The following is a 23,905-nucleotide window of genomic DNA, read 5'->3' on the forward strand; positions in this document are numbered from 1 at the left end:
GATTTCTTTAAATAATAATTAAATATTTTAGGATGATTAACTCATGACGCAAACGATGCAAACGCCTGCTTCAGCACCAGCCACGCCGTCTCTAACCTGCGGTGAGCTGCTCGTGCAATGGCTAGAGTATTATGGGGTAGAGACCGTATTTGGTATTCCGGGTGTCCATACGGTCGAGCTATATCGAGGTCTACCGAGTACCAGTATTCGCCACGTGACACCGCGTCACGAGCAAGGTGCTGGGTTTATGGCTGATGGCTATTACCGTGCGTCTGGCAAAGTTGGCGTCTGCTTTATCATTACTGGCCCCGGTATGACCAACATCATGACTGCTATGGCGCAAGCCTTGGCTGACTCTATCCCAATGCTGGTAATCTCTAGTGTCAATAAGGTAAAAGATACGGGTAGCGGTGAAGGGCACTTGCATGAATTGCATGACCAACAAGGCATGGTTAGTAAGGTAGCGCTCACCAGCAAAACCATCTGGCAGCCTGAAGCATTACCGAAAGTCATCGCTGAAGCTTTTGCTTTGTTTAATGGCGCGCGTCCGGGCCCCGTGCATATCCAGCTACCTATTGATGTGATTACCGCCGATGCCAGTCATGTCGCCAAGCCTCCTAGCTTGAGTCATATTGCAAAAGGTCAAGATAATACGAATGGCTTGACCTTTCCGCAAGTGATGCGACCGCTGCCCAATCCTGCGCAATTAGATTTGATTGTTGAAACTTTGAAAGCCGCAAAGAATCCCGTGATTCTTTATGGTGGTGGCTGTGTTGATGTCGACCATGATGCACAAAAACTGGCAGAGCTTATCGATGCACCGACTTTTTTGACCATCAATGCTAAAGGGTTGCTACCACCTAATCATCCGTTGAGTTTGGGTAGCAATCAGTCATTAGATACCGGCCGTGCTGTTATTAGCGAGGCTGATTTAGTATTAGCCATTGGCACTGAGCTGGGTGAGACTGATTATGACGTGTTCTTTAATGGTGAGTTTAAAATCAATGGCACGCTGATTCGCATTGACTGCGATGCTCAGCAATTGCAGCGTCCTTTTAGAGCCGATATCGCCGTATTATCCGATGCGCAAGTGGCTATCAGTGGGCTGTGTAGCCGTTTAGAGGATCAGGCGTTAAACCATCAAGCAGTAGCGCGAGTAGCTGATGCAAAACAGTCACTTATAGAAAACATGACACCAGATTTTGCGGGTCAAAATGCGCTGCTGCAGCTGATTCGGGATGAGGTAGAAGACGTTATCTTTGTTGGTGATTCGACCCAGCCTGTCTATAGCGGCAACCTTGGCTTTGAAGCGTTGGCAACGCGTCGATGGTTTAACTCATCGACTGGATTTGGCACGTTAGGCTATGGTTTGCCTGCTGCAATTGGGGCTATGATTGGCTCAAACAGTCCGGTGGTTAGCTTGATTGGCGACGGTGGTATTCAGTTTACGATTGCCGAGCTCATCTGCGCCGCTGAGCTTGAGCTGCCGTTAATTGTCCTGCTGTGGAATAACCAAGGCTATGGCGAGATTCGTCGTTATATGGAGGAGGGCGGGTTGCCACTGATCGGGGTTAATATTAAGACGCCGAATTTTGAGCCATTAGCCGCAGGCTTTGGTGTTGGTTATCGTAGAATTACAGCCAAACAGCAACTGCTAGATGCATTGAAAGAAGATATTAAAGGCAAGCAACCTATTATTTATGAAGTTGATGAATCTGATGCATTTCTAACCGAAATGGGTAAGAGTTTTAGTTGTTTTAGTTAAAGGTTAAAGGCAGTGACATTAATAGTAAGAACACTAACAATAGTGAGGCTGGCTATATTAAAGTGTGCTGAATGAAGGACATAAAGAGGCAGATAAAAAACTCATTGTTAAATACGGTATCGATGATACGGTATCGCTATTTATTTATTTGAGAGATTGAAAAACCGAACCATCAGAAATTTACCCATAAGAAACTGAATCGACTCATTCGCTCAACCCAAGGATCGGTCAAAAAGCGAAAGAAACATTGGCGGTCGTCGCCTATCATGGAGGAATAAAATGACGAGTCATATTAGTAAGTCACAGCAGCCAGTTTTAGGTAACAATGCTGTCGATCCAAAAACACCAGAGGGCACACAATGGCGAGCAGCATTGTGGAAATTCCTGTTATTTTCCGCCCTTGGTATCGCCTTATTTATCATTCCATTCCAGTGGGATGGCAAGGTTACTATTTTATTAGGGGTATTGACCGATGCGCTGCAAGGCTGGATAGGCGACTATGTGGTTTACGTGGCCCTAGCGATTGTTACTACCTCCTTTATCGGTGCACTTGCTATTAAGCTGCTACGACCTACTTTGCAGCAAGACTCGATGCTAAAGAAGCTCTTCGATGTTGAATGGTTATGGCTCGCCGCCCGTTTTTTAGGCGCAGTATTTATCTGGATGATCTTTTTACAAGTAGGCCCCGAGTTTATTATTAATCGTAATACTGGCGGCGTTATTTTTGAAGATTTGATTCCGATTTTGATTCCTCTCTTCTTTTTCGCCATCTTATCGTTACCGTTTTTGACCGATTTTGGCTTGATGGAATTTTTAGGGACGCTATCGAGCAAGGTATTTATCAAGCTGTTTAAACTGCCCGGACGCTCAGCGGTCGATGCGATGTCTTCTTGGTTTGGCGCGGCGTCTATTGGTTTGCTCGTGACCATGCAAGAGTATGACAAAAGCTACTATAGCCAGCGTGAAGCGGCGATTATTGCCACGACTTTTTCGGTGACCTCAATTGCCTTTACGTATGTCGTTGCCAAGACTATTGGCGTTGACAATAACTTTGTCTTCTTTTATCTCACCATCGCGTTGACCGGTTTTGTCGCGGCCATTATCATGCCACGTATCCCGCCATTGTCATTAAAGGCCAACACTTACCATTCTGGCAAATGTATGCTAGATGAAGAGATTCCTGCGCAGTATAGTATGCCGCAGTGGGCGCTCAATCGTGCCGTGACGCGTGCGCACTCTATGCCCAGTCTGGCGAGCGTATTTAAGCATAGCGTAAAGAATCTATTTGATATTTATTTCGGCTTAATCCCTGTTATTTTCGCTATCGGCACCATTGGTCTGGGGCTAGCAGAGTACACGCCGGTATTTAATTGGATATCCGCGCCCCTCGTGCCAGTGCTTGAATTGTTAAAGATTCCAGAAGCGGCAGAAGCTGCGCCTGCCATGATTATGGGCTTTGCTGATATGTATCTACCAGCGTTGGTTGGTAAAAGCATTGAAAGTGAGATGACACGATTTATCGTTGGAGCGGCCTCTATTACCCAGATTATTTATATGTCTGAGGTCGGGGCGTTAATTTTGAAATCAAATATCAAGCTCAATGTGTTAGAGCTGTTTATGATCTTCATTCTCCGTACTTTAATTAGCTTAGTTATTATCACCTCAGTAGCCCATCTTTTATACTAGTTAGATATATTGATACTTAGTCAAAATTATCAGATATAACTGATGATTTTGGCTAAGTTTGACGCGATTAATTCTACTTCTACATAGGCTTAACCAATTTTTAGTGGTTGTAAATAATAACTTTTGACTGGTGTTAAGCTATAGTTTATACAATTTAAAAAAGATAAAAAGTGACTGAGTGCCGATGTATATGTAATAACTCAAGCACGCTTAATAGTGTAATTTTTTTATAGTGAATTGACTGTTTTTAAATAGGTTTGATAGCAAGATGATTGTGGTTATTTAGCTAAATCTGACAAAAAATATATGCTACGATTAAATAAAGCAGTGCAATATAGTCAAATAAAATAATGGTGTTCTTTTCACTCTAATGGACTAGATAATAATATGAATATTAACTTCCCTGACCTCGAAAAGCTGATAAAGATAGCTGAACGCTCTAACATAAATTCCTTAGAAGTAACGGATGGTGACGCGCGTATCTCTATAATATGCCGATCTGATGGCAACGAGAGTATCAGTGGTGACAACAACAATAACAATAAGCGCAATCTTGCTAGCACTTCCGGCTCAAAACAGCGAGCGAATATAAGCGCTGAGAGCAATCAAAACGATGTTGGTAATGATGACGCAGTTCTCAATAAAAAAGAGGCAAATGAAGACGCCCAAAAACAAGTAACAGCACCCATGCTAGGCACTTTTTATCGACGCTCAGAGCCTACAGCTGACGAGTTTGTTAAAGTAGGGGGTACGGTAGACAAAGGACAGACGCTATGTATTATTGAGGCTATGAAAATGATGCACGAGGTCAAAGCTGAGTTTCCATGCACTATTAAAGAGGCATTAGTTGATGAAGGTGATGTCGTAGAATATGGACAGGCCTTGTTTGTCATTGAACCAGCCAGCTAAGATTAGTGTACATTGCTTACGTACTATACTTTTTAGGAATATCAGCTTAGGAAGACCGACATGTTCTCAAAAATCTTAATTGCTAACCGTGGCGAGATTGCCTTACGCATTGTGCGAGCTTGCAAACAGTTGGGTATCGGATCAGTCATAGCCCATTCGGAGTCGGATAGAGACTCGTTACCCGTACGTTTAGCCGATGAGAGCATATGTATTGGGCCTGCTAATGCGACACACAGCTACTTAAATCAAAGAGCGATTGTCTCTGCGGCAAAAATGACCAATGCCGACGCCATCCACCCAGGCTATGGGTTTTTGTCCGAAAATGCTGAATTTGCGGATTTGATTGAAAAGTCGGGTCTCGTTTTTATCGGGCCGACCGCAGATAATATTAGACAGATGGGAGACAAGGTCGCTGCTAAAAAGCAAATGATTGCCGCGAGTGTGCCTTGTGTACCTGGCTCCGAAGGTGCTTTGCCCGCAGATAGCGATCAGATAATCAAGATTGCAAGTGATGTTGGCTATCCCGTCATTATTAAAGCAGCAAGCGGCGGTGGTGGCCGCGGTATGCGAGTCGTGGAACAAGAGGCCGATTTATTATCCGCTATTTCTATGACGCAGACAGAAGCCAAAGCCAATTTTGGTAGTGCTATTGTTTATCTCGAAAAATACCTACAAGCGCCGCGCCATATCGAAATCCAAGTATTGTCTGATGCCCATGGCAATGCTATCTATCTAGGTGAGCGCGACTGCTCTATGCAGCGCCGCCACCAAAAAGTAATAGAGGAAGCGCCAGCGCCAGGTATTACTGACGAACAAAGACAACAGATAGGTCAAGCTTGCGCGACTGCCTGTCAGCAAATGAAATATAGAGGGGCGGGTACGTTTGAGTTTTTATACGAAAACGACGAGTTCTTTTTTATCGAGATGAACACTCGTGTTCAGGTTGAGCATCCTATTACCGAGATGGTTACTGGGGTCGACATCGTTCAAGAACAAATACGAGTGGCCGCAGGGTTAGAGCTATCACATAAACAAAGTGATATCGTTATCACTGGACACGCTTTTGAGTGCCGTATTAACGCTGAAAATCCGAATACGTTTTTGCCTAATGCTGGCCGTATAGATTACTGTCATATGCCAGCAGGGCTCGGTATTCGAGTTGATAGCCATATCGAGTCGAACTATACCGTTCCGCCCTCTTATGACAGTTTAATCGCGAAAATATGCGTGTATGACCATTCAAGGGAAGCGGCGATTAAGAAGATGCAAGCAGCCTTATCAGAAGCGCAAATTACAGGCATTGATACCAATATCAGCCTGCACGAGCGACTGTTTAAAGATGAAGCGTTTCGTCAGGGTCAAGTGAGTATTCATTATCTAACCGAATGGATAAAAGAGAATATCTAAGTTAAGTTTTAATATCTAAAAATAGATCTGAAGCCGACATGAAAGACAAAGATAACGGAGCGTGTGCTAATGGAATTACAATGGCAGCTATGCAGTGAGACCAATCTAACTTTGTTTTTCCCTAAACCTATAACGTTAGAGAAGCAGCAACAGTGCTGGGCGCTCGCCGACAGCATACAGCAAATGCCAGAAGTCTTAGAAGTCGTCATCGGCATGAATACACTAAGTGTCTTCACCGTCTCCTTAACATGGGTGGAGCTTGAAGCGTTTAAAGATAAACTATCAGCTCTACTTGATGACATTCCTTCAAAAACCATAAACGGTAAGCATGTGGATATTCCCGTACATTATGGCGGCAAATATGGCCCTGATTTAAAAACACTGGCCACTGAACTGGGTCTCTCCGTTGAAGCGGTTGTTAATTTACACACCGAGGCGACTTATACGATTTATTTCATTGGTTTTCAGCCCGGATTTCCTTATCTTGGCGGCTTATCTGAATCCTTATATTTTCCAAGACATGCGACCCCAAGAACGAAAGTGCCTGCAGGTTCGGTCGGCATCGGTGGTGAACAAACCGGTGTCTATCCTTTTGAATCCCCAGGTGGTTGGCAGCTGTTAGGCCAAACTGATATACCTTTATTTGATTTAACAAAAGCGTCTCCTACTTTGCTTAACGCAGGCGATACCTTGAAATTTACCGCTATTGATATTTATGAATAAAACACCTTTAAATCAGGTATCTGCTCATACCAATAAATAGGGGCTATCAATGAAGATTTTAACCACTAGTGCGCTTGCTAGCATCCAAGACTCGGGACGATTTGGCTATCGAAGCATGGGCGTGGATAGAAGTGGGGTAATGGATAGCTGGGCTTTGCAAGCGGGAAATGCGTTGTTAAAGAACGACCTTAACGAGCCTGCTATCGAAATAGCGGTCGGTAGTCTCACGATACAGTTTGAAGAGGACGTCAGTTTTTGTTTAACGGGTGCGCTCTACGAGGCATATATAGATGATAAGCGTATTCCTTGCTATTGGCGTATTAATGCGCAGGCAGGGCAAACGCTTAAACTGCTGCGTCCATTACAAGGTATGTATACCTATCTGTGTGTACATGGCGGCTTTGATATCGAGCCAGTCCTACAATCGTCCAGCACCAATCTAAAAGCCAGTTTTGGCGGTTTTAAAGGTAGATACCTTAAAGCAGATGATGTTCTAAAAGTGAGAACATCCTCAAGCTTACGGGTTATAGGAGTGGCTCGCCTTGAGCCAACCAATAGGATTAGAGTAATAAAAAACAGTGAGTATGAGTACTTTACCTCTGCCTCAAAAGCCGCGTTTGAATCACAGCAATGGCAACTACAAAGCAGTAGCAACCGTATGGGCTATCGCTTGGATGGTACCGCACTTGAGTTTAATGAAGCTACGCAAATGAGCTCGCACGGTGTCGATATTGGCATGATTCAAGTACCGCCGCAAGGGCAGCCGATTGTTCTGATGGCTGATGCCCAAACGACGGGTGGCTATCCTAAAATTGCGACGGTAATTAACGCTGATATAGGGCTCATGGCGCAAATTCGGTTTGGTAAAACTTGTCAATTTGTCATCATAGAGGTAGAGCAAGCATTGCGTGAGCAGCAAAAAAGACAATACTATATCGAGCAAATTAAGGAGTACGCCCATGAAAGTTGATTTAAATGCCGACGTTGCCGAAGGCTGCGGACAAGATGAGAAGCTGATGACCATAGTAAGTTCGGCTAACGTGTGCTGTGGATTACATGCCGGTTCTTATGCCGAGATGCTAATCACCTTACAGTTGGCAAAAGAAAATAACGTCAGGGTAGGGGCCCATCCCAGTCTAGACGATAGAGAGAACTTTGGTCGTACCGATCAAGTTTTAGACGAAGAAGGCTATCGTGCCTTAATGCGGTATCAGTTGGGAGCAACCAAAGCGCTTTGCGACTTGGTTGGTGTGCCGTTAGAGTATGTTAAACCGCATGGCGCTTTATATAACCAAGCCGCTGCCAATGAATCATTAGCAGATATTCTGGTCAGTGAAATTAAGAATTTCGATTCCAATTTAAAAGTGATGGGTTTGTCGGGTGGCTATCTGGTCAAGTCAGCAAAAAATCATGGTCTAGAGGTGATATCTGAAGTATTCGCTGATAGGAACTATGAGAAGGATGGCTCGCTAGTCTCGCGTAGCAAAGACAATGCCCTAATAACGGACACGGATGAAGCGACCAATCATGTGCTACAAATGATTACTGAAGGGTTTGTAACCAGTGTATGCGGTGAAAAAGTGCCGGTAGATGCCCAAAGCGTCTGCTTACATGGCGACGGCGAACACGCCATTCTTTTTGCTCAAGAAATAAAAAAGCAGCTTGAGCTAAAAGGTATTGAGATATCAGCTTAATATTAGATTAATAATAACTTGAACGACCTACTCTGTATAAAACAAGGATGTTTATGAGTACCTTAAAAAAACACAATACAGCTATTTTAGGTGCCGCTTTTTTGATGGCAACCTCAGCAGTAGGGCCAGGATTTTTGACACAAACTGCTACTTTTACCGAAAGCTTGATGGCAAGCTTTGGTTTTGTTATTTTAATCTCTATTGTCATGGATATTGGCGTCCAGCTTAACGTTTGGCGAGTAGTAGCCGTATCCAAAAAGCGCGCGCAGGAAATTGCTAACTTGGTATTTCCTGGAGTGGGTTATTTGCTCGCTTTCCTGATTATTGCTGGAGGCTTAGCATTTAATATCGGTAATATTGGCGGCGCTGGTCTTGGTATGCAGTCGATGTTCAATATCTCACCCATTACTGGCGCACTGATCAGTGGGGTAATCGCTGTTGCTATATTTCTAGGCCGCGAAACCGGCCCTATCATGGATAAGTTCACTCAGCTAATGGGCTTTATTTTAATTGTGTTAATTATCTATGTAATGTTTAAGTCTGATCCACCATTAGCTGAAGCAGTTACCAAAACCATTATGCCTGATAAGATAGATGCGGTAGCGATCGTAACCTTAGTAGGCGGTACGGTTGGTGGTTATATTACTTTCTCTGGTGCTCATCGCTTGTTAGAAGCAGGCGTCAGCGGAGAAGAAAACCTAGACTCTGTGACCAGAAGCTCGGTCTCTGGCATTTTGATTGCCTCTGTTATTCGCGTCTTCTTATTCCTTGCTGTCTTGGGCGTGGTCTCCAAAGGTATCGCGTTAGACCCCTCAAATCCAGCAATGTCGCCTTTTCAGTATATCCTAGGCAATACTGGTAAAGTTGTTTTTGGTATGGTGATTTGGGCGGCCTCAGTGACCTCTGTTATTGGCGCTGCGTATACTTCCGTATCTTTTATGACCAATTTTCATCCCTTTATCGAGACCCATAAGCGCTATTTTATTATTGGTTTTATTGTCATCTCGACATTCGTCTTTGCCACTATCGGCAAGCCAGCTCAAGTACTTGTATTAGTCGGGACGTTAAATGGCTTAGTACTACCTATCGCTATGGTGATTATACTTATTGCGGCCTATAGAAAAAATATCGTCGGCAATTATAAACACCCTATTTGGATTGCTGTCTTTGGTTGGTTGATTGCTATTGCGATGAGTATTCTAAGCGTGATGACTATCGCTCAATATCTTGGTATCAGTTAAGGAGTTTATGATGGATATAGAACAAGTGGCGCGGGTGGTTAAACTCGTTGAAAGCAGCCGATTGTATAAAGTAACGATTGAAGATAACGGGCAGTCAATTACCGTAGTTAATAACATAAACCAGCAGAAGACTGCCAGCCCCGTAAAAACAAAGGCTGTTCAAGATAGTACGGATAAAAACAGTGCAGATCAAAATGGTAGCGCCATTAAAAATAATCTACCGAAGGTGCGCGCGACGCATGTTGGACGGGTTTATTTAAGTGAAGATGGGGCAATTGATCCTTTAGTGAGCAAGGGCGATCATATTGAAAAAGGTCAAACGATTTGCTTTATTGAAGAGTTGACTCGACTGCTACCTGTGGTCAGTGACAAAGAAGGGGTTGTGAGCGATATATTGGTTGAGGATGGGCAAGGTGTTGAATACGGGCAGTCTATTTTAGCTTTGGAATTATATTAAAATGATCGTTAGGATCATCGATGATTAGGCGAGCTTAGCATGTGAAGTATGGCTTACATGCTTTAGCTAATATACATATTACTCTCAATATTATTCTTCATATGCAGTAGACGCGGGGCAATGTCTTCTTCTAGTTTAGTACGACTAAGAACAAAACTAGGTGCGCCGCAATTAAAAGTCAGTAAGCCCTCAGTTGGATGCATGATGGCAGTGGCGACAGCATTGACGTCTTTTTGCCATTCACTAATCGAAAAGCAATAACCATAGTCGTCATAATCTCTAAAGGCTTTATCCAGTCCGCGTCTAATTTTCAGCCAATCATCTTTATACTTACTACGGATGGCATCAAGGATAAATTCTTGCTCAGCAGCGGGCATACTGGCTAAACACGCACGTCCCATTGAGCTTAAATGAATGGGTAGGTATGAGCCGACATTACGTCTCATGGTAGTCGTCCCAGACCCTTGTACGACATTGAGATATACCATCCTCAGGCGATCACGGGTTGCCATAGCGACCGCACTATTGGCATAATCTGCCAGTTCTTCCATATAGGGGGTGACTAAATTGTTGATAGAGATATTCGCCATCATCGTATAGCCAAACCCTAAGACACCGGCAGAAAGCTGATATTTACTACTGTTGGTCGATTGCTTTAGATATCCTAACTTCACAAGAGTATAAGTCAGACGCGTAATTGTCCCTTTAGGCAGCCCAGTTAATTGGCTTAAGTCTTGATTACCCAGATAAGGGCGCTGCGGGGTAAAACAACGCAGCAGCTCTAGCCCGCGTGCCAAAGCGGTAATGAACTGCCTATCGTTTTTATCTCTCATGTCACTAATCGGCTCTAACAGCTCAATATGTGTTGATTTATTAGAGTCTTCATCAGCAAGGATATTAGTTGTCATATACGATTTGTTGCTCTTAGTTAAATTGATTTAAATAGCATAGAATCCACTACTTTTAGGGCGTGTCTTCAATTCACTCGATAGTCATCTAAATGGGCTAAAAATGGCTAAATTTTGCCAAACATCGTCAAATAGCTGGTTAATATCCCGATATTATCTGCACTATTTTTCTTGTTTGACGGCAATTTATCTCATTTTTATCACCATTTTTGAAATGAAGACACGCCCTAGTACTTTGCAAGCCAATAGTTGTACGCTAATAGTAGTATACCGCTTCTGATAACACTCTATTAATGTACATTGAAATTATTAACATAGCTATTATAAATATAAAGTATTTCGCTATGCGGTATATATGGACTTAAAAGTATCACGCCTTTTGTGGATCATATTGCTGTTCTTTGATGAACAACGTTGGAATAAGACCACATAAGAAATACGCGCCTGCCATAAGTAACAGACCTGCGCCGATAGAGTTTTGCATAGCCATATAACCAATGGCAACTGGTGCAATAACTGAGCCCAGTCGTCCGATATTGAACGCACCGCCAATGGCCGTACCTCGAATAGCGGTAGGAAAGCTTTCCGTCAAGTAAGTGGCATTGATCGCATAAGGGATGCCGTATAAGAAACCAAAGGTTATCATTAACCAACCGATGTTCTCTGGAGTATGCATATAGACTAACACTGGAATAAATAGCGCTGTGCCCATAGTGCCGAAGGCAAATACTATTTTGCGACCAATTCTATCAGCCACTAAACCTGCCACGACTTTAGCAAACATCATCGTCAAGTAAGTACCCGCCATATATAGTGCCATCTCCTTAAACTTGATACCCAGTTCAGTTTCTAGATAAGACGGTAGCCAGTTACTTACACCGAAATAACCAAATAGTAATAGCCCTGAACTCATGGACCATAAAATGAACATGATGCGATGTTTTGGATTTTCAAAGATGGCTTTATAAGGGTTTTCAGGTTTTGTGAGTGAGTTTTTCGTACCACTAAGTTTGAGAGCACGAGCCTCTTTCCAAGAATTTGGTTCAGGGATAAGGAAATACATCGATATCGAGAGAATGATAGGTAAGAATGTTAAGAGATATAAGGTACGCCAACCATAGGTAGGAATAATCCAAGCCGAAATGCTTGTGATCACTAAAGACCCTAACGTAAAACCTGTCATCAGTGCTGCAAGTACCGTCGTTCGATGTTTGGTAGGTACCATTTCAGACATCAGGGTGTTAGTGGCAATATATAAACTGCCAAGACCCAAGCAAGCGGTGAATCGCAATGCTACAAACTGCTCGTAGCTCTGTACAAAGCCACTAAAACCAGATAACACAGAGAACATCGCTGTCGCAATCACGATAACACGTACCCGGCCAAAACGATCACAGGCCCAGCCACCGAAAAATCCACCGATGGCCATGCCAAATAACGACCAACTGCCCAAAGCACCCGCTTGTATATTGGTCAATCCAAACTCTAGCTTGAGACTTGACAGGGTAAAGGCGAGAATCCCAATATCAGCCCCATCACATAACAGCACTAGAAAACAAAAAAAGAAGGCCAATTTCCAAGGTTGCTTTTGGATAGAGCTTGAGCTTGGAGTTGACGTTATAGCAGCACTTTTCACAATGTATATCCTTATTGTTGTGAGAAAGAAATTTTATGGTAACAGCGACATAAACCAGATATCTGCGTCCTAGCAAATACCTCGATATGCTTTGATAATGTAAATACCTTTTAATAATCAAATAAATAGCATTCAAATAAATGACAACTACTCGCTAACTTCTTTAATCATATTGCGGGCAATAATGATCTGCTGGATTTGGGTCGTGCCTTCATACAAACGATATAAGCGCACATCACGATAAAAACGTTCAATGCCATAATCGGCAATATAACCAGCACCGCCATGAATTTGCACGGCTCTATCAGCAACACGGCCACACATTTCGGTGGCAAACATCTTGGCACATGACGACTCGGTAACGACATCTTTGCCATCATCGCGCAAGCGTGAAGCATCTAATACCATCGATTTGGCCGCATAAATCTCTGCTTTTGAGTCAGCAAGCATCGCTTGAATCAGCTGAAAATTGGCAATGGGTTGACCAAACTGTTTACGCTCGACGGCATAGCGTAGCGCGTCATCTAACATGCGAGTGGCTGCGCCTGTACTCGCTGCAGCGATATGTAAGCGGCCTTTATCCAGAACCTTCATGGCGGTTTTAAAACCTACGCCTTCTACACCGCCGATCAACGCATCAACAGGTACGACGCAGTTATCAAAAATGACATCACAAGTATGTGCGCCTTTTTGCCCCATTTTTTTGTCGATTTTACCAAGTGTAATACCAGGGGTGTCGCTCTCAACGATGAATGCTGAAATACCGCCCGATCTTTTGTTTTCGGGGTCAGTGCGTGCCATCACAGTAAATATACCGGCTTGAGGGGCATTGGTGATATAACGCTTGGTGCCGTTGAGTACGTAAGTATCGCCGTCTTTAATTGCAGTGGTTCGCAGCGATGCGGCATCGGAGCCTGACTCAGGTTCGGTCAAGCAAAAAGAGCCAATAATTTCACCACTGGCGAGCCTTGGTAGATATTTTTGTTTTTGTGCTTCAGTACCATCGATGACAAGGCCAGAAGAACCAATACCATTATTAGTGCCTATTAATGAGCGAAAAGCCGGTGAGGTGCGCCCTAACTCAAATGCCAGTGTGACCTCTTCTTCCATTGTAACGCCAAGCCCGCCGTACTCTTCGGGAATGGTCAGTCCAAATAGACCCAACTCACGCATTTGACTAATAATCTCTTCTGGTAGGCGGTCATTTTCTGCCACCCAATCTTCTTTCGGTATGAGTTGGTTATTCACAAATTGACGAATGGTTTGGACAATATGGTCGAGTACTTCCTTATCTCTAATCATGTAGTTCTTCCTTGTTGAAATGATATCTAATATTGCTAATAGGGACTTTATGGTTAATTCGAACAAACAGCATAATCGATAGTTTATTAAATTACAATACTTTTGGTTTAAAAAACCGCAATGCGGTATTTATAAATGAAGTAAGGTATTAATGAACTGATTATTTATCAATTTAACTGGATTTTACTCTTCACAAAAGAAAATAAACAGTATATATTGGTACTGAATATCGCTATGCGATATTAATAATCATAATTGTTAGGGTGTTTTAAGGGTGGGCAGTTTACCTAAGGACATTACTTAAAGGACAGCATCATGGAAGAGCAAATCATTATTTGTGAAACGTTAGATAGTGGCGTTAGTGTGATAAGACTGAATCGTCCCAAGGTTCGCAATGCTTTAAACACTGAACTACGCGAAAAAATGGCAGAGATTTTCATCAAATTAAACGATGACCCAAAGACCAAAGCTATCGTGCTGACGGGTGGTGATAAGGTGTTTGCGGCTGGTGCTGACATCAATGATTTCTTAACCGCCAAAACGGTTGATGTGTATCTCCGTCATAGCGAGCGTTATTGGGATGCTATCACCAATTGTCGTAAGCCGATTATCGCGGCGGTAAATGGCTATGCCCTTGGCGGTGGCTGTGAGCTTGCTATGCATGCCGACATCATCGTCGCTGGCAAGTCTGCTAAGTTTGGACAACCAGAAATCAAAATCGGACTGATGCCCGGTGCAGGAGGTACGCAGCGTTTGTTTCGCGTGATTGGCAAACATAAAGCCATGAAGCTGATACTAACAGGCGACATGATAAGCGCTGATGCAGCGGATCAAATGGGGCTGGTCTCTGAAGTGGTCGAAGATGAGGCGACTATTAATCGTGCTATTGAAATCGCTGAACAACTCGCAGGGTATTCACCGATTGCTCTAACCCAAATTAAAGAAGTCGCCAATCTCGGGGTAGATATGCCGCTACAAGCTGCCTTAGCTTTGGAGCGTAAAGCCTTTCAGATTTTATTTGATACCGAAGATCAAAAGGAAGGCGCGAAAGCCTTTTTAGAAAAGCGTGACGCGAATTATAAAGGTCAGTAGCTTGTCAAAGCATAGACTTTCCGAGACATAGATTTCTCAAAGCGTAAATTTCTCAAAGCATAGAAAGAAACAGCACATATACTTTGAAAACGAGACTATTCAATAAGAGCATATAAATTAACAAGACCATATAAAGGATTATTATGACTGTTAAATCATTGGCCATTATTGGCACCGGTATTATGGGTATGGGTATTGCCCAAATCGCCGCCCAAGCAGACATTCAAGTGCTGTTATTTGATGCCAAAGCAGGCGCTGCTGAGCAGGGACGTCAATCGCTTCAAGCTATGTTAGAGAAGCTAGCGGCTAAAGGCAAATTCACCGATGAGCAGCTACAGTCTACTTTATCGAATCTAACCGTGATCGAAGATATAGCCAAAATTGCCGATGTTGATGTCGTTATTGAAGCAATCATTGAAAATTTAGACATAAAAAAACAGCTGTTTAAGCAGCTAGAAGGCATTGTCCCTGCCGAGACGATTTTGGCAACCAATACCTCATCGCTAGCGGTGACGGCGATAGCCTCCGATTGTGAGCATCCAGAGCGCGTGGCAGGATTTCACTTCTTTAATCCAGTACCCTTAATGAAAATCGTTGAAGTGATTCCGGGACTCTCTACCAAATCTTCAGTAGTAGAAACGCTTACAACTCTAGCCAAACGCATGGGACATTTAGGGGTCGTTGCAAAAGATACTCCAGGGTTTATTGTCAATCATGGCGGTAGAGCTTATGGCACAGAAGCGTTGAAAATATTAGGCGAGGGCGTTGCTAGTTTTGAGGATATAGATCGTATTTTACGTGATGGCGCTGGCTTTCGAATGGGGCCGTTTGAGCTACTGGATCTCACTGGTATCGATGTCTCGCATCCAGTGATGGAGTCGATTTATAACCAATATTACTTTGAGCCTCGCTATCGTCCGCATCCTTTGACCCGTCAAATGCTAACGGGTAACAAGCTTGGTCGTAAAGTTGGTGAAGGCTTCTACCAGTACAAAGACGGTCAAAAAGTGACATCAAATACAAATCAACAATTACCTTATAAGACAGATTCCGATACCTCCAACCTCTCAGTTTGGATTGGCGCAGATTTAGCAGAAGATAAACAACAGCTGATTGATCATCTAAACGCTAATGACATCACTATCGACGATAATGATCAGCCAAATCCTGACAGTTTAATATTACTGGCAATTTATGGCGAAGATACCACCAATGCGGCTATTCGCTATCAAGTTAATCCAAAGCAAGCGGTCGCCATTGATATGCTGACTGACTTATCCCAGCATCGTACTCTCATGCCAAGTATCGTTACAGAGGATAATTTTGTGGCGCAAGCTTATGCTCTATTTTCTAGAAATAATAAGTTTGGTAAAAGCTCGGATGAGGGCTCAAATATGGCTGTCGATGCCACGCTGATTACTGAAAGCACTGGTTTTGTGGCGCAGCGAGTCGTTACTATGGTCATTAATTTAGGTTGCGATATTGCGATGCAAGGTATTGCCACACCAAAAGATATCGACAATGCCGTTAAGCTTGGATTGGGTTATCCGTATGGCCCTATCTCATGGGGGGACGAGCTTGGTGCCGAGCGTATTTTACTTATCTTAGAACGTATTTATGGGTTAACGGGTGATCCGCGTTACCGTCCAAGCCCATGGTTACAGCGCCGTGCCAAGTTAGGCGTCTCATTGTTTACTCAACAGAGCAATTGTCAACGTTAAGAGCTAGACCAATTTAATAAACCCTATAATTCAAATTCTCAAAACACAACAAGGAACAGTTATGTTAGATGCCTATATTTATGACGGATTAAGAAGCCCTTTTGGTCGCCATGGTGGAGCATTAGCAACCGTGCGTCCTGATGACTTAATCGCCACAGTGATGAAGACTCTGATCGAAAAGCATCAACTGCCTAACGATATTTTTGATGAAGTGCTGATCGGTAACACCAATCAGGCCGGTGAGGACTCACGCAACATCGCTCGTAATGCTGCATTGCTAGCAGGACTAGATGTCAAAACCCCCGGTCAAACCGTCAACCGTTTATGTGCTTCAGGGTTATCTACTGTCATTGATGCCGCTCGCGCAATTACTTGTAATGAGGGGGATATATTTTTAGCAGGTGGCGTTGAGTCAATGACCCGCGCACCCTTTGTGTTTGCTAAGACAGAGCAGCCTTTTAGTCGTGAATTTAAAGTATTCGATACAACTATTGGCAGCCGCTTTCCCAATCCACTTTTGACTAAAGAGTTTGGCAGCGACAGCATGCCGCAAACGGGTGATAATGTCGCCCGCAAATATGGTATCACTCGCGAGCAAGCAGACAAATTCGCAGCAGCCTCACAAGCTAAATACCAAGCGGCAAAGCAAGCTGGGTTCTTTGATGATGAAATAACACCAATCATGGTGTCGCAAGGTAGAAAATTACCAGAAAAGGCGATAACAGAAGATGAGCATCCTCGCGCCACATCTACTGTGGAAGCGCTACAAAAACTTAAACCTTTAAACAATGAAGGTGTCGTCACAGCAGGTAATGCGTCAGGTATTAATGATGGCGCAGCGGCTTTAATTATTGGCTCAAAGCAGGCAGAAGAAAAATTAGGCTTTAAGCCTATTGCCAAGATTCTGTCATCTGGTGCTATGGGTGTTGAGCCTAATATTATGGGCGTAGGACCTGTTGAGGCCATCAAATTGGCACTAAAACGTGCTGACTTGACCCTTGATGACATGTCCATCATTGAGATTAATGAAGCCTTTGCCTCGCAAGTACTCGGCTGTCTAAAAGGTTTAGATATTGATTTTGATGACAAGCGTGTCAACCCCAATGGTGGGGCGATCGCTGTCGGACATCCGCTGGGTGCATCAGGGGCAAGACTTGCATTGAGCACAGCGCGCGAGCTACAGCGTACGGGCGAAAAATACGCAGTGGTCAGCTTGTGCATTGGCATTGGGCAAGGGCTTGCCATGGTAATAGAACGAGTTTAATTCTTTCGTTAATCCACTGTAAAAGAGTGACAACGTTAACCTCGCTTGCCTTGCCCTTCTTTTAAATTGAATCAACTATATGCCCTCGCCATACTATTTTATTATCAAGGACGACAATAATGACTTCTATACTTAACCAACATGAGGACTACCAACAAGCTGAAGAAGCGTATGGTTTTCCTTTAATTATCAAACAGTTGCTTAACCGTGCAAAAATTGCCTCTACGGATCAAACCATTAGTTATGCCGATAAGGTTACTTATACCTATGCTGAATTTTTTAAGCGCGTTAATCGCTTGGCAAACGTCCTGAAAAACATGGGTTTGCAAGCAGGCGATGTGGTTGCTGTTATGGATTGGGACAGTCATCGTTACCTTGAAGCGTATTTTGCCGTGCCGATGTCTGGCATGATTTTACAAACGGTCAATGTACGCTTGGCCGAAGATAAAGTGCTGTATACCATTAATCATGCTAAGCCCAAAGCTTTGTTGCTAAATGCTGAATTTGAGCCAATGGCGAAAAATTACCGTCATGAAGCCCCTTCTATCGAGAAAATTGTTTGGCTCGATGACACGCAGTATATCGAAGACCAATATGATAAAGATAAAATAAAAACTGAGCAAGTTAGAATGCCAGATTATGTTGAGGGTGAGTATGAAGCCATGCTAGCAGCTGCTAGTGATGCGTTTGATTTTCCAGATTTCGATGAAAATACCATCGCTACCACATTTTATACCAGTGGCACGACGGGCGATCCAAAGGGCGTCTTTTTTACCCATCGCCAGATCGTATTGCAGACGCTGGCAAGTACATTAGCATCTGCGCTAAATGCCGAAGGTCAAGGCGCGCGCTACAATGATGTGTACATGCCAATGACGCCATTATTCCATGTGCATGCTTGGTGCTGGCCGTATGGGGCAACCATGATAGGGCTTAAGCAAGTGTATCCGGGGCGCTATCTAGCCCCCACGTTGATGGATTTAATTGAGCAGCACAAAGTCACGCTTTCACATGGTGTTCCTGCGATTTTACAGATGCTATTAAAAGAGATGGCAGCACGAGGACGTAAGTTTGATGGGCTGAAGTTGTTACTCGGTGGCTCAAAGTTGAATGAAGGGTTGGCCAAAGCAGCCATTGAAAGCGGTATTGAGTTTATGTCTGGATTTGGCATGTCAGAATCCTGTCCTGTGCTATCTAGAGCAGTATTCGATGATAAAACGGGCTCGATGGAGATGAAGGATCAGCTCAATTATCGGTGTCTTTCTGGCTCACCCATTATGCTCGTTTCAATGGAAATTTGGGATGAAAATGGCAAGCCGGTACCAATGGATGGTGAATCGACAGGGGAGTTGGTCATTCGAGCGCCTTGGCTGACCCAGAGTTATTTTAAAAACCCAGATGCTGGCAATGAGTTATGGCGCGGTGGCTGGATGCATACCCAAGATATTGCCTGTATTTCCTCTGACGGTACTCTAAGCATTACGGATAGGCTTAAGGATGTGATTAAGTCTGGTGGTGAGTGGGTATCTTCGCTTGAGGTCGAAACGATTTTATCCTTCCATCCCAGCGTCGCTGATGTTGCTGTCATTGGCGTGCCACATGAAAGATGGGGCGAATGCCCTTTAGCGTTAGTGGTTTTAAAACCTGAATATATCGATACCAAAGCGGATGATATTTTAGCCTTAGGTCATCAAGCGGTAGAGAAAGGCCATTTACCAAAGTATGGCGTGCCAAGCGAAATCAAGTTCTTAGCAGAAATGCCAAGAACCAGTGTGGGTAAGCTCGATAAGAAAAGAATGCGGATAATGTGCGCAGAAAAACTCATTTAATCCAAAAATTCTATCGATGACTGCAAAAGATAATTGCAAATTTTTTTTTGAATGTTCAACAGACCCTAATAATTTTAACGTATGTGTCAATAACATGTACGTTCACTGGCATGACGAGACGAAAAAACTATGAAAGCTTTAGCTATATTACCGGAAATCCAAGAGGTGCTGGACAAAGACAAAAACCATCCCATGCATGGCTTCGCGGTTATCTACTCTCAACAAGTAGCGTGGGGCGATATGGATGCTTTTGGTCACGTCAATAATGTGGTCTATTACACTTATGCCCAAAACGCTCGAATTTACTACAACAGTCAATTAAATCTATTTAATGAAAACACTTTTTCCGTCATGGCAGCATCATCCTGTCAATACTTCAAACCCGTGACTCACCCCGATACCTTATGGATTGGGGTTCGAGTTAAGAAAATTGGTAATGCCAGCTTGATTCATGAATATACCTATTATAGTACGGTGTTAAATACCATCGTTGCTAAGAGTGAGTCCGTGCTGGTATATCTTGATAAAACCAGTGGAAAAAAGAAAAATATCGATGACACCAAAAAAGCCGCGATTACTGCTTTTGAACGTTCTAACTAAAATAGGCTGCATGGGTTTTACACAAAAAGGTGGCGCTGATAGTTATGGTATTAAAAGCACAGTAGTGGGATTTACTTAAAGGGACTTAAGGGATTTTAAAATGAAACAGGGAATGTATCAATCATGCTTTATATAAAAAAGCTGTCTTTTGGTTTGGCCGCTTTTGCGGTATGCGCACAGGCACAAGCAATAGATATTGTCACAAATGGAGATACCACATTAAGTATTGGCGGTTATGTTAAAGCGGAAGGCATATTTTATTCTCCAGATGAAGGAGAGTCTGAGTTCAAAGGAAGTGCACGCCAATCTCGGATTAATGTTAAAACCACTAAAATGCTAGAAGATAAAAAAATAACGGGTTTTATTGAAGGCGATTTTTATGGAAACGCCGCAAATGGTGGTTCAGAATTGCGGCTCCGCCATGCTTATGTTCAGGTCGATGATTTAACTGTTGGTAAGACGTGGAATGGTCAGTTCTTAGCTGTCTACCCACTTTTAACTGAACAGATGGATTTTCGGGGCACGGGTTTGGGCACCATCTCTGGTGGCGGTGCTTATATTCGCCCAGATTTAACTGTGCATTATGTTCATAAGGGGTTTCGTTTTACTGCTCAAGAACCTGTTGACGAGGAAGCTAATCTGCCTGATATGGTTGTCAGCTACAAGGATAATATATCTAATTTTGGCTATAACGTGGCTGTTACTGCTCGTGAGGCTAAAAATGGAGAAGGTTCGGATGTAGGTGTAGGTGTCTCACTGGCAGGCAAACTAAAGTTGGGCGACGATTCGCTACATGCAAGCGTATACAACGGCAAAGGTATGGGCGTCTATTCCACAGTATGTGTTGGAAAGGTCGCTAGTATGACCGGTGATTTAGATTGTGATGCAGAAGATGGCAAACTTGTCTCGCAAACGGGTTACACGGTAGGGTATAGGCACAAGTTCACAAAAAAACTGATGAGTAATGCGCGTTATGGCGAGATTAAAGTAGATGATGCCGCAGATACCTCTGTGAATGTAAAAAGTATTAACCTCATCTATGAATATTTGCCAGATCTAGATATCGGTATTGAATTTAGAGATCGAAGCGACAAAACCCTTTCGCAGGTAAAAAAAGGTCAAGAAGTTGAAGTAATGGCCAAATACGAATTTTAAGTTGAATATAGTGAGTCCTATATAAATCAGATATGGTATGAGGTTCGCGCTTGGTCTACTATTTGTCGTATTTTCACTCACCTTCTTTGTATTCAAATCATGTTAAATATACCCTCTAGTTAATTTTTTATTGATCACAGGCTCTAATCATTGCTTATTCTCCTGTTACAGGATTATAAGCAATGGCACCGTTTTTAGGAAAGCCTCAATTTGAGAAAGTTTCATATTTTTCGTACTTTCAATCGCCTTTCTAGCTTGCCAACTATATCTACAGTCTCGCTAGCCTCACTCAAAAGTCCTGTCATTCAAAATCTTTATTTCATTCAACCCACACTATATTTATGTCGACTCAGTCTTGACGCCAATACACTTTCACAACGACTTCTGCACGGCTGAGCTCGAACCTCTCTCTTAACATAGGTCGGAGCGCTTTCACCGTGCTAGCCTCTAGTGCGCCCCATACCTTATCAATTTGCAATGGATGTTGAGTCAAGTAATCGCTTAGCTTACTATCGATCACTGTGGCTAAACTCTGCTCTGAGTTTATTGAGCTGGTTACGATAGGTAGTACGGTAAAGTTTCGATCCGTACCGCCCTCAACGTCGTCGTTCATTTTGATGTCATCAAAATAGCTTTGATCGGCTACATCTTGCGTGACACATACAACCAGTGGCGGTTTAGGGTTGTCCCAAAGCTCTAGCAAACGTGCAGCTGTTGGCATTGAAGTCTCGTCAACGATCAGTAGCGCTTGACCATCAAGTAAATGCTCAACCTTTTCTGGAAACTCCCTTTTAGTGATAACCGTATCACCTGCCTGCAAGGCTGTCGCCCAATCCCCGCCCGGGGTATTGCCATGAACAAAGACATCGACCCATGCTTGCACACCATCAGAGCTTTGCCATGCCTTTCTTAGGGTGTAATAGCAATGCTGACGAGCGGGGTGCGAGCTGTCTTTTATACTGTTTATGCTATCACTAACAATGACGTTGTGTTCTAAATCAAACAAATACGCGTAACCGGCCTCATTAATGGGTATCGAGGTTGGGTTGGTGTTTGATGGGTCATTTTCACTCGATGCGGGAACGTTTAATGTTGGCACGTTCAGTGTAAGACGCAGCATATTTTTGCTGACTCTGTAGCTGTCCTGCACTATAAAGGTCTGCTTGGTTAATTTGATGCTTTTCTTACCCAGCTTTTTATCCGCTTTTTGTTTGAGCAAAATATATTGAGTTTGTAACTCATCAGGCTCTGTAATGGGGGTTGCAAAAGCAATAAAAAAAGTCTGATCATAAAGGGTTTTATCTTGAGAGTCTGTGGGCTGTTGCTCTTGATTTTTGGGCTGTACTTGTAACGCCACACCCTCAGAGTAGATAGCGGTTAACTGCACGTCTATGTTATTTAACTCATCTAAAGATAGCGGCGTAAACACCCTAATAAACCCAAGTAGCTCATCAAGATGCTCTTCATTAAGATGGGCAATAATGTTCGATATTTCAGGGTCATTCATTAAGGTATAGGGGCGTACTTGGTTATGTACGCTTTTGTTAGTAGTTAAAAGAGGTGCTGTCATAGTAATACTCACAAGCAACAGTGAATTAGGATATAGAGTCAGTGATTTTTTGGTAATGATAATTGTTTTTATTATTGTTTGCGAGTAAAATCGGTTTTTATTGTTATATCAATTTACAGACAACAATCTTACTGACCATTAATTTCATTAACAACGAGTGCCTATATGCTACGTGCAAACCAACTAACTATCAGTCGTCAAGGAAATACTTTACTAGACAACGTGAGCTGTGAGATTGCCAGCAATCAATTGGTCGCACTGGTAGGGCATAACGGCTCGGGCAAATCGACTTTGATTAAAGCTTTGGCAGGCGAGATGAGCAGCAGTAGCGGTAGCATCACTCTGGATGAGCGATCTATTAGAGATTACGGCAGTAAAGAGTTGGCGCGGCAAATGGCTTATCTGCCGCAGCAGTTGCCTGAAGCGGCTGGATTTACCATACGTGAGCTGGTCATGCTAGGTCGTTATCCGCATCAAAAATGGCTACAAAAGCCAACCCAAATCGATAAAAATAAAGTCACGCAGGCGATGAGAGTGACCCAAACAGATGCGTTCGCCGACCGTGTTACTGCCACACTTTCAGGAGGTGAGCGCGCCCGAGCTTGGCTGGCGATGTGTCTGGCGCAAGATACCAGATATTTGTTACTTGATGAGCCACTGGCTGCCCTTGATATTCACTATCAGATCGAGGTCATCCAGCTTATTCGTCGTTTAGTCGATGAGCAAGGTTTGAGTGTGGTCATCATTGTGCATGATATTAATTTAGCCGCTCAGTATGCAGATCGAATCATTGCGCTAAAGAACGGTCGTGTTTGTCATAACGGTGATGTGTCCAGCACTATGCAACCCAAAATATTGCACGATATATTCAATATCGATATGCAATTACTCAGTCATCCAGTTACTGGTCAGCCCGTCGCAGTGGCTTAGCACTCGGTACTTAACT

Annotated in this window: 20 protein-coding genes; 16 read left to right on the forward strand and 4 right to left on the reverse strand. The window is 43.3% G+C overall.

Translation table 11 applies throughout. The features are described from left to right. The first annotated feature begins 43 nt into the window (after positions 1-43). The 9 genes from AAEY79_RS01785 (at position 44) to AAEY79_RS01825 (ending at position 9,882) form a co-directional block, all read left to right on the forward strand. Positions 44-1,765: a 5-guanidino-2-oxopentanoate decarboxylase gene (locus AAEY79_RS01785; protein WP_350587827.1), complete on the forward strand. Its 1,722-nt coding sequence runs from the start codon at positions 44-46 to the stop codon at positions 1,763-1,765. Between the two features lie 279 nt (positions 1,766-2,044). Next, positions 2,045-3,451, forward strand: a complete 1,407-nt coding sequence (locus AAEY79_RS01790; protein ID WP_201575721.1) for a YjiH family protein — start codon at positions 2,045-2,047, stop codon at positions 3,449-3,451. A 387-nt stretch (positions 3,452-3,838) separates the two neighbouring features. Then, positions 3,839-4,360, forward strand: a complete 522-nt coding sequence (gene accB / locus AAEY79_RS01795; protein ID WP_025650878.1) for an acetyl-CoA carboxylase biotin carboxyl carrier protein — start codon at positions 3,839-3,841, stop codon at positions 4,358-4,360. A gap of 60 nt (positions 4,361-4,420) precedes the next feature. Beyond that, entirely contained in the window at positions 4,421-5,767 is a 1,347-nt protein-coding gene (accC, locus tag AAEY79_RS01800; protein ID WP_201566055.1) for an acetyl-CoA carboxylase biotin carboxylase subunit, read from the forward strand. 69 nt (positions 5,768-5,836) lie between these two features. Further along, a complete protein-coding gene (gene pxpB / locus AAEY79_RS01805; RefSeq protein ID WP_201566056.1) occupies positions 5,837-6,490 on the forward strand; it encodes a 5-oxoprolinase subunit PxpB in 654 nt (217 codons plus the stop codon). Between the two features lie 49 nt (positions 6,491-6,539). Next, positions 6,540-7,460: a biotin-dependent carboxyltransferase family protein gene (locus tag AAEY79_RS01810; protein WP_025650881.1), complete on the forward strand. Its 921-nt coding sequence runs from the start codon at positions 6,540-6,542 to the stop codon at positions 7,458-7,460. Further along, complete coding sequence (pxpA, locus tag AAEY79_RS01815; protein WP_025650882.1) at positions 7,450-8,184, forward strand: 5-oxoprolinase subunit PxpA; 735 nt, start codon at positions 7,450-7,452, stop codon at positions 8,182-8,184. The genes AAEY79_RS01810 and pxpA overlap by 11 nt, the downstream gene beginning before the upstream one ends. Positions 8,185-8,237: 53 nt before the next feature. Then, positions 8,238-9,425, forward strand: a complete 1,188-nt coding sequence (locus tag AAEY79_RS01820) for an NRAMP family divalent metal transporter (protein WP_201608539.1) — start codon at positions 8,238-8,240, stop codon at positions 9,423-9,425. Between the two features lie 7 nt (positions 9,426-9,432). After that, positions 9,433-9,882 carry a biotin/lipoyl-containing protein gene (locus AAEY79_RS01825; RefSeq protein WP_352287012.1) on the forward strand — a complete coding sequence of 150 codons (450 nt, stop codon included), beginning with the start codon at positions 9,433-9,435 and terminating at the stop codon, positions 9,880-9,882. Positions 9,883-9,944: 62 nt separating this feature from the next. Here the strand turns inward: AAEY79_RS01825 and AAEY79_RS01830 are convergent, their stop codons facing one another. From AAEY79_RS01830 to AAEY79_RS01840, 3 genes are all read right to left on the reverse strand, one after another. Next, entirely contained in the window at positions 9,945-10,790 is an 846-nt protein-coding gene (locus tag AAEY79_RS01830) for an IclR family transcriptional regulator (RefSeq protein ID WP_025650885.1), read from the reverse strand. Positions 10,791-11,160: 370 nt separating this feature from the next. Next, the gene (locus AAEY79_RS01835) at positions 11,161-12,426 is read right to left on the reverse strand and encodes an MFS transporter (RefSeq protein WP_101212060.1); all 1,266 of its coding nucleotides are present in this window, start codon (positions 12,424-12,426) and stop codon (positions 11,161-11,163) included. A 147-nt stretch (positions 12,427-12,573) separates the two neighbouring features. After that, on the reverse strand, positions 12,574-13,728 hold the full coding sequence (locus AAEY79_RS01840) for an acyl-CoA dehydrogenase family protein (RefSeq protein ID WP_173239897.1): 1,155 nt from the start codon (positions 13,726-13,728) through the stop codon (positions 12,574-12,576). Between the two features lie 315 nt (positions 13,729-14,043). On the opposite strand from AAEY79_RS01840, the gene AAEY79_RS01845 reads away from it, so the two are divergent. The 6 genes from AAEY79_RS01845 (at position 14,044) to AAEY79_RS01870 (ending at position 21,389) form a co-directional block, all read left to right on the forward strand. After that, complete coding sequence (locus AAEY79_RS01845) at positions 14,044-14,820, forward strand: enoyl-CoA hydratase (protein ID WP_201566057.1); 777 nt, start codon at positions 14,044-14,046, stop codon at positions 14,818-14,820. A 137-nt stretch (positions 14,821-14,957) separates the two neighbouring features. Then, positions 14,958-16,541 (forward strand): 3-hydroxyacyl-CoA dehydrogenase, encoded by a 1,584-nt coding sequence (locus tag AAEY79_RS01850; RefSeq protein WP_201575767.1) that lies wholly within the window; start codon positions 14,958-14,960, stop codon positions 16,539-16,541. A gap of 61 nt (positions 16,542-16,602) precedes the next feature. Beyond that, complete coding sequence (locus AAEY79_RS01855) at positions 16,603-17,805, forward strand: 3-oxoadipyl-CoA thiolase (RefSeq protein WP_201575735.1); 1,203 nt, start codon at positions 16,603-16,605, stop codon at positions 17,803-17,805. A 119-nt stretch (positions 17,806-17,924) separates the two neighbouring features. Next, a complete protein-coding gene (locus AAEY79_RS01860; protein ID WP_352287017.1) occupies positions 17,925-19,634 on the forward strand; it encodes a fatty acid--CoA ligase in 1,710 nt (569 codons plus the stop codon). A gap of 129 nt (positions 19,635-19,763) precedes the next feature. Then, on the forward strand, positions 19,764-20,234 hold the full coding sequence (locus AAEY79_RS01865; protein ID WP_201575739.1) for a thioesterase family protein: 471 nt from the start codon (positions 19,764-19,766) through the stop codon (positions 20,232-20,234). A gap of 123 nt (positions 20,235-20,357) precedes the next feature. Further along, entirely contained in the window at positions 20,358-21,389 is a 1,032-nt protein-coding gene (locus AAEY79_RS01870; RefSeq protein ID WP_201575741.1) for a porin, read from the forward strand. 349 nt (positions 21,390-21,738) lie between these two features. Here the strand turns inward: AAEY79_RS01870 and AAEY79_RS01875 are convergent, their stop codons facing one another. Beyond that, the gene (locus AAEY79_RS01875; RefSeq protein WP_201575742.1) at positions 21,739-22,959 is read right to left on the reverse strand and encodes a siderophore-interacting protein; all 1,221 of its coding nucleotides are present in this window, start codon (positions 22,957-22,959) and stop codon (positions 21,739-21,741) included. A gap of 165 nt (positions 22,960-23,124) precedes the next feature. On the opposite strand from AAEY79_RS01875, the gene AAEY79_RS01880 reads away from it, so the two are divergent. Then, complete coding sequence (locus tag AAEY79_RS01880) at positions 23,125-23,889, forward strand: ABC transporter ATP-binding protein (protein ID WP_201567902.1); 765 nt, start codon at positions 23,125-23,127, stop codon at positions 23,887-23,889. The last annotated feature ends 16 nt before the right edge of the window (positions 23,890-23,905 follow it).

This window comes from Psychrobacter sp. GW64-MNA-CIBAN-0177 (assembly GCF_040309585.1).
Classification (GTDB): domain Bacteria; phylum Pseudomonadota; class Gammaproteobacteria; order Pseudomonadales; family Moraxellaceae; genus Psychrobacter; species Psychrobacter okhotskensis.

Excerpts from the sequence above, each read along its gene's own strand:
- AAEY79_RS01785 (WP_350587827.1), top strand. The coding sequence starts at position 44 with ATGACGCAAACGATGCAAACGCCTGCTTCAGCACCAGCCACGCCGTCT.
- AAEY79_RS01790 (WP_201575721.1), top strand. The coding sequence starts at position 2,045 with ATGACGAGTCATATTAGTAAGTCACAGCAGCCAGTTTTAGGTAACAAT.
- accB (WP_025650878.1), top strand. The coding sequence starts at position 3,839 with ATGAATATTAACTTCCCTGACCTCGAAAAGCTGATAAAGATAGCTGAA.
- accC (WP_201566055.1), top strand. The coding sequence starts at position 4,421 with ATGTTCTCAAAAATCTTAATTGCTAACCGTGGCGAGATTGCCTTACGC.
- pxpB (WP_201566056.1), top strand. The coding sequence starts at position 5,837 with ATGGAATTACAATGGCAGCTATGCAGTGAGACCAATCTAACTTTGTTT.
- AAEY79_RS01810 (WP_025650881.1), top strand. The coding sequence starts at position 6,540 with ATGAAGATTTTAACCACTAGTGCGCTTGCTAGCATCCAAGACTCGGGA.
- pxpA (WP_025650882.1), top strand. The coding sequence starts at position 7,450 with ATGAAAGTTGATTTAAATGCCGACGTTGCCGAAGGCTGCGGACAAGAT.
- AAEY79_RS01820 (WP_201608539.1), top strand. The coding sequence starts at position 8,238 with ATGAGTACCTTAAAAAAACACAATACAGCTATTTTAGGTGCCGCTTTT.
- AAEY79_RS01825 (WP_352287012.1), top strand. The coding sequence starts at position 9,433 with ATGATGGATATAGAACAAGTGGCGCGGGTGGTTAAACTCGTTGAAAGC.
- AAEY79_RS01830 (WP_025650885.1), bottom strand. The coding sequence starts at position 10,790 with ATGACAACTAATATCCTTGCTGATGAAGACTCTAATAAATCAACACAT.
- AAEY79_RS01840 (WP_173239897.1), bottom strand. The coding sequence starts at position 13,728 with ATGATTAGAGATAAGGAAGTACTCGACCATATTGTCCAAACCATTCGT.
- AAEY79_RS01845 (WP_201566057.1), top strand. The coding sequence starts at position 14,044 with ATGGAAGAGCAAATCATTATTTGTGAAACGTTAGATAGTGGCGTTAGT.
- AAEY79_RS01855 (WP_201575735.1), top strand. The coding sequence starts at position 16,603 with ATGTTAGATGCCTATATTTATGACGGATTAAGAAGCCCTTTTGGTCGC.
- AAEY79_RS01860 (WP_352287017.1), top strand. The coding sequence starts at position 17,925 with ATGACTTCTATACTTAACCAACATGAGGACTACCAACAAGCTGAAGAA.
- AAEY79_RS01865 (WP_201575739.1), top strand. The coding sequence starts at position 19,764 with ATGAAAGCTTTAGCTATATTACCGGAAATCCAAGAGGTGCTGGACAAA.
- AAEY79_RS01870 (WP_201575741.1), top strand. The coding sequence starts at position 20,358 with ATGCTTTATATAAAAAAGCTGTCTTTTGGTTTGGCCGCTTTTGCGGTA.
- AAEY79_RS01875 (WP_201575742.1), bottom strand. The coding sequence starts at position 22,959 with ATGACAGCACCTCTTTTAACTACTAACAAAAGCGTACATAACCAAGTA.
- AAEY79_RS01880 (WP_201567902.1), top strand. The coding sequence starts at position 23,125 with ATGCTACGTGCAAACCAACTAACTATCAGTCGTCAAGGAAATACTTTA.